Annotated in this window: 6 protein-coding genes; 5 read left to right on the top strand and 1 reads right to left on the bottom strand. The window is 76.1% G+C overall.

All coding sequences use genetic code 11. The annotated features are described in order from the left end of the window. Positions 1-95 precede the first annotated feature (95 nt). The gene (locus tag H1A17_RS33090) at positions 96-392 is read right to left on the bottom strand and encodes a hypothetical protein (protein ID WP_145921715.1); all 297 of its coding nucleotides are present in this window, start codon (positions 390-392) and stop codon (positions 96-98) included. 242 nt (positions 393-634) lie between these two features. Between H1A17_RS33090 and H1A17_RS33085 the strand changes: the two genes are divergently transcribed. Genes H1A17_RS33085 through ung form a run of 5 tightly spaced genes read left to right on the top strand, consistent with a single transcriptional unit; the run spans position 635 to position 5,614 of the window. Next, entirely contained in the window at positions 635-2,104 is a 1,470-nt protein-coding gene (locus H1A17_RS33085; RefSeq protein WP_194823725.1) for an NAD(P)H-hydrate dehydratase, read from the top strand. Positions 2,105-2,164: 60 nt separating this feature from the next. Beyond that, positions 2,165-3,283, top strand: a complete 1,119-nt coding sequence (gene alr, locus H1A17_RS33080) for an alanine racemase (protein ID WP_145921713.1) — start codon at positions 2,165-2,167, stop codon at positions 3,281-3,283. After that, on the top strand, positions 3,280-4,377 hold the full coding sequence (locus tag H1A17_RS33075) for an alpha/beta fold hydrolase (protein ID WP_145921712.1): 1,098 nt from the start codon (positions 3,280-3,282) through the stop codon (positions 4,375-4,377). Before alr ends, H1A17_RS33075 begins: the two co-directional genes overlap by 4 nt. Further along, positions 4,374-4,856 carry a tRNA (adenosine(37)-N6)-threonylcarbamoyltransferase complex ATPase subunit type 1 TsaE gene (gene tsaE, locus H1A17_RS33070; protein WP_194823724.1) on the top strand — a complete coding sequence of 161 codons (483 nt, stop codon included), beginning with the start codon at positions 4,374-4,376 and terminating at the stop codon, positions 4,854-4,856. Before H1A17_RS33075 ends, tsaE begins: the two co-directional genes overlap by 4 nt. 56 nt (positions 4,857-4,912) lie before the next feature. After that, positions 4,913-5,614 carry a uracil-DNA glycosylase gene (gene ung, locus H1A17_RS33065; protein ID WP_194823723.1) on the top strand — a complete coding sequence of 234 codons (702 nt, stop codon included), beginning with the start codon at positions 4,913-4,915 and terminating at the stop codon, positions 5,612-5,614. Positions 5,615-5,793: the final 179 nt, after the last annotated feature.

The raw sequence follows: 5,793 nt of genomic DNA, 5'->3' as shown, positions 1-5,793 counted from the left end.
CCGCCGGCGCGTGACCGGCGCGTCCAGCCCCCGCCAGGCCACCCCAGCCGCCGCCCAGTCGCCGGGGGAGGCGGCCCAGAGCTGGGCGTACCCGATCATCGGGGTCGACCGGCCAGCCGCCCGGCGGCCCGGTCGTCGGCCGCCGCGTACGCCTCGGCGGCGGCCCGCAGCGCGGTACCGGTCTCGGCGACCCGTACGCCGAGCACCCCGTGCCAGGCGTGCACCGCCGACTCCAGCCCGGCCAGTGCGGCCCCGGCCCGCCAACCCGGCGCGGACAGCACCAGCCCGGGGTGACCCGCCAGCCCCCGGGCCAGCGCGTACGCCTCGTCGGCCAGCCCGCCGGCCGCCGCCCGTAGCACCGGCAGGTCGACCCGCACCGGCTCGTCCGTCATGTCCGCCTCCCGCCCCTCGCCCGGCCCGCCGCCGTGACCGTGCCGCCGACGCTAGGTGGCCGGGCGGTGCTCCGGCGGGCCCTGTGGACGACGGGCGGCGGTCGTACCCCCGGGTTGTCCACAGGTCTTGCCGGCCGCGACGCCGGTGGCTAATCTGCCGCCCCCACCGCCGGTAGGGTGATCTCGACCACGGCGGACGCGCCCGACCGGGACGGCCGGTCGGCGGCGAAGACGGGGGTGGCATGAGATTGGTGTGGCGGGTGTCGGACGTACGCGCGGCGGAGGCCGGCCTGATGGCCACCGTGCCCCCCGGGACGCTCATGCAGCGGGCGGCGGCCGGGCTGGCCCGGCGGTGCGCCCTGCTGCTCGCCGAGCGGGGCGGGGTGTACGGCGCACGGGTGCTGCTGCTGGTCGGCACCGGCGACAACGGCGGCGACGCGTTGTACGCGGGCGAGCGGCTGGCCCGCCGGGGCGCACAGGTCGCCGTGCTGCCGACCGCCCCCGGGCGGGCGCACGCCGACGGGCTGGCGGCGCTGCGGGCCGCCGGGGGACGGCTGGTCGACGCCCCGCCCGCCACGGTCGACCTGGTGCTCGACGGGATCGTCGGGATCGGGGGCACCGGCGGGTTGCGGGACGCCGCCGACGAACTGGTCGCCGGCCTGCCCGCCCTGCGGGGCCGCGACGGGGGCCGGGCCACCGTCGTCGCGGTGGACGTGCCCAGCGGGGTGGCGGTGGACACCGGGGACGTGCCGACGGACGGGTCGGGCCGGCCCCGCGCCGTGCGGGCCGACGTGACGGTGGCGTTCGGCGCGCTCAAGCCGGCCCTGGTGGTCGGCCCGGCGGCCCCGCTGGCCGGGCAGGTCGAACTGGTCGACATCGGGCTCGGACCGTGGCTGCGCGGCACCCCCGTGCTGCGGGTCACCGAATGGTCGGACGTGTGCGACTGGTGGCCCCGTACCGGCGCGTCCTCGGAGAAGTACCGCCGGGGCGTGGTCGGGGTGGCCACCGGGTCGCGGACCTACCCGGGGGCGGCGGTGCTCTCGGTGGGTGGCGCGCTGGCCGGCCCCACCGGGCTGGTCCGGTACGCCGGTGGCGCCCGCGACGAGGTGGTCCGGCAGCATCCGTCGGTGATCGCCACCGACCGGGTCGCCGGGGCGGGCCGGGTGCAGGCCTGGGTCTGCGGCTCCGGCCTGGGCACCGACGAGCAGGCCGGCGCGGAACTGCGGGCGGTGCTGGCCGCGCCGGTGCCGGTGGTGCTCGACGCGGACGCGTTGACCCTGCTGGTGGACGGCTCGCTCGCCGGTCGGCTGCGGGACCGGGACGCCCCGATCGTGGTCACCCCGCACGACCGGGAGTTCACCCGGCTGTGCGGCGAGGAACCGGGGGCCGACCGGGTCGCCGCCGCGCTGCGGCTGGCCGCCTGGATGAACGCGACGGTGCTGCTCAAGGGGGACCGCACGGTGGTCGGCACGCCGGACGGCCGGGCGTACGTCAATCCGACCGGCAGTCCCGCGCTGGCCACCGGGGGCACCGGGGACGTGCTGGCCGGGCTGCTCGGTTCGCTGCTCGCCGCCGGACTGGCCCCGGAACGGGCGGCGGCCGGCGCGGCGTACCTGCACGGGCTGGCCGGGCGGGAGGCGGCCCGGGGCGGCCCGGTGACCGCGCCGGACGTGGTGACCGCGCTGCGTACGGTGGCGGCCCCGCTGCTCTGACCGGTGGCCCGGGTCGGCGTCCACCGACCCGGTGATCACCGACGCCAGTAGGCTGGGCGTATGTGGCAGGCCGAGGTACGTGTCGATCTGGACGCGATCCGTCAGAACGTGGCCCGGCTCCGGTCGGGCACCAGCGCCGAGTTGATGGCGGTGGTGAAGGCCGACGGGTACGGCCACGGCATGGTCCCGTCGGCGCGGGCCGCGCTCGACGCGGGGGCGGACTGGCTGGGGGTGTGCACCCTCGACGAGGCGTTGACGCTGCGCCGGGCCGGGATCACCGTGCCGGTGCTGGCGTGGCTGCTCGACCCGGGGCTGCCCCTGCACGAGGGGGTGGCGGCCGGGGTGGACCTGGCCGCCGCGAGCCTGTCCCAGCTCGACGAGATGGTCGCGGCGGGGCGGGCCGCCGACCGGCCGGCCCGGCTGCACCTCAAGATCGACACCGGGTTGTCCCGGGGCGGCGCGACCGTCGCCGACTGGCCGACCCTGCTGGAGGCCGCCGCGAAGGCCCAGGCCGACGGCCTGGTCGAGGTGGTCGGCGTGTGGAGCCACTTCGTGTACGCGGACTCGCCCGGCCACCCCACCACCGACCGGCAGTTGGCCGTCTTCCACGAGGGGCTGGCCATGGTCGAACGGGCCGGGCTGCGCCCGCGTTACCGGCACCTGGCCAACTCGGCGGCCACCCTGACCCGCCCCGACACCCATTTCGACCTGGTCCGGCCCGGGATCGCCGTCTACGGGCTGTCGCCGATCGCCGGGCAGCAGTTCGGGCTGCGCCGGGCGATGACCGCGCGGGCCCGGGTGATGCTCGCCAAGCGGGTCCCCGCCGGCACCGGAGTGTCGTACGGGCACACCTACACCACCGCCGGGGCGGCGAACCTGGCCGTGGTGCCGCTGGGCTACGCCGACGGGGTGCCCCGGCACGCCTCCAACGTGGGGCCGGTGCAGCTGGGCGGGAAGCGGCGGACCATCTCCGGCCGGGTCTGCATGGACCAGTTCGTGCTCGACTGCGGCGAGGACGAGGTGGCCGCCGGTGACGTGGCGACCCTGTTCGGCAGCGGCGACGACGGGATGCCCACCGCCGACGACTGGGCCGAGGCGGTCGGCACGATCAACTACGAGATCGTCACCCGGTTCGGCGGGGTCCGGGTGCCCCGGGTCTACGACGGGGCGCGCCCGTGAGCGCGGTCAGCCGGTTCCGGGTGCCCCGGCCGAGGACCGCCGCCGGGCGGGTCGCCGGTGTGGTCGGGGCCGCGGTGGGGGTGGCCGCCGCCGGGCTGGCCGCCGGGGTGGCCACCGAACGGGCCCTGGTCCGCCGGCTCAAGGCCGACCCCGCCGACCCGTACGCCGGGGAGGACTTCGGCGAGCAGCGTTACGACGAGGCGTACCGGCTGGAGTTGCCGGACGGCACCGACATCCACGTCGAGGTGGTCGAGCCGACCCGGCCGGTGCCGGGGCGTCCGACGGTGGTGCTGGTGCACGGCTTCTGCCTGGACATGGGGACGTTCCACTTCCAGCGCAAGCTGCTCGCCGAACGCGGCGACTACCGGATCGTCGCCTACGACCAGCCGGGGCACGGCCGGTCGGGACGGCTGGAGACCGGCGAGTACGACCTCGCCGCGCTCGGGCACACCCTGCGCCGGGTGATCGACGCGACCGCCCCGGAGGGGCCGTTGGTGCTGGTCGGGCACTCGATGGGCGGGATGACCATCATGGCGTTCGCCGAGGCGTACCCGGAGTTGTTCGGTGACCGGGTGGTCGGCACGGTGCTGATGGCCACGTCGGGCGGGTTGCTGGCCGAGACGAAGCTGGTCGCGCCGGCCCTGCTCGGCCGGGTCGGCTCGCCGGTGCTGTTCATGATGAGCAACGCCACCCGGTACGGCGGGCTCGTGATCGACCGGGCCCGCAGGTCCACGTCCAACGTGGCCTGGCTGCTGACCCGCCGGTACGGCTTCGGCACCCCGAAACCGAGCCCGGCCCTGGTGTCGTACGTGGAACGGATGAACTCCCGGACGTCGGCCGACACGGTGACCCGCTACCTGCGGACCCTGGCCACCCACTCGCGGTTCCCGGCGCTGGCCGCGTTGAGCGGCACACCGGTGCTGGTGGTGGTGGGCGACAAGGACATGATCACGCCGGTGGTCCACTCGGACGAGATCGTCCGTCGGCTGCCGCACGCCGAATACCTCAAGATCCAGGACAGTGGGCACGTGGTGATGCTGGAACACGCCGACGAGGTCAACGCCGCGTTGGAACGCTTCCTGGAGGCGTTGTGACCGTGCGCGTCACGTTGCCCACGGTCGAGGACACGCACGCCTTCGGCCGCCGGCTCGCCGGGGTGCTGCGCGCCGGTGACCTGCTGCTGCTCACCGGCCCGCTGGGGGCCGGCAAGACCGCCCTCACCCGGGGCCTCGGCGCCGGCCTGGGGGTACGCGGCGACATCACCTCGCCGACCTTCGTGATCGCCCGGGTGCACCGGCCCGACCCGGCGCGCGGCGGCACGGTGGCCCTGGTGCACGCCGACGCCTACCGGCTGGGTGACGCCGCCGACCCGCGCGCCGAGATCGACGACCTGGACCTGGACGCCTCGGTGGACGACTCGGTGACCGTGGTCGAGTGGGGCGAGGGGCTGGTCGAGCAGCTCGTCGACGCCCACCTGCGGGTACGCATCGACCGGCGCGACGACGACACCCGGCTGGTCGAGTTGGAGCCGGTGGGCGGGGACTGGGCGCGACGCCTGACCGCCCTGCGCTGAGGCTTGTCGTACCCGCTGCCTAGAGTGCCGGGGACTTCGTTTGTGAAAGGTTGCCGATGCCCGACGACACCCCCACCCTCGACCTGCTGGCGCTGCTGCCGGAGGCGTGGCGTGCCGTGCTCACCCCGCACCTGGACCCGGTCCGGACGGCGGCGCTGGCCGATTTCGTCGCCCGCGAGTACGCCACCCAGACCGTCTTCCCGCCGCAGGAGGACCTCTTCTCCGCCTACCGGCTGTGCGGCCCGGAGCAGTGCCGGGTGCTGATCCTCGGCCAGGACCCGTACCACAAGGCGGGGCAGGCGCACGGGCTGAGCTTCAGCGTGCGCGAGGGGGTGTCGGTGCCGCCCTCGCTGCGCAACGTCTTCAAGGAGTTGAGCGAGGACCTCGGGGTGCCCAAGCCGCGCAGCGGCAACCTGGACGGCTGGGCGGCGCAGGGCGTGCTGCTGCTCAACGCGGTGCTCACCGTCCGGCAGGCCAGCCCCGGTTCGCACGGCAACAAGGGGTGGGAGGAGTTCACCGACGCGACCATCCGCGCCCTGGACGCCCGGGACGAGCCGGTGGTCTTCCTGCTCTGGGGCGGCTACGCCCGCAAGAAGGCGGCCCTGGTCACCAACCCCCGGCACGTGGTGCTGGAGGCCGGCCACCCGAGCCCGATGAACCCGCGTGGGTTCCTCGGCAGCCGCCCGTTCAGCGCCACCAACAAGGCCCTCGCCGACGCCGGCCTGCCCCCGATCGACTGGGAGCGCTCGGCCGGCTGACCCGGCGGGCACCCTCTGCACCGTGCGGGCGTCGCCACCACCGCGCGCCGCCGGCTGACGTCGGCGGCGCGCGGTGGTGGCGTTCGGCGGCAGTCCGTGGTGGTGCGCCGCATCGCGGCGTGGTGGGGCGGGCGCTCACCGCCCGGTCCGAGCGGCCGGGTCGACGTCCGGGGCACGGC

This window comes from Micromonospora sp. S-DT3-3-22 (genome assembly GCF_015354745.1).
Lineage (GTDB): Bacteria > Actinomycetota > Actinomycetes > Mycobacteriales > Micromonosporaceae > Micromonospora > Micromonospora wenchangensis.
This window is presented reverse-complemented; position numbering and strand designations above follow the sequence as displayed.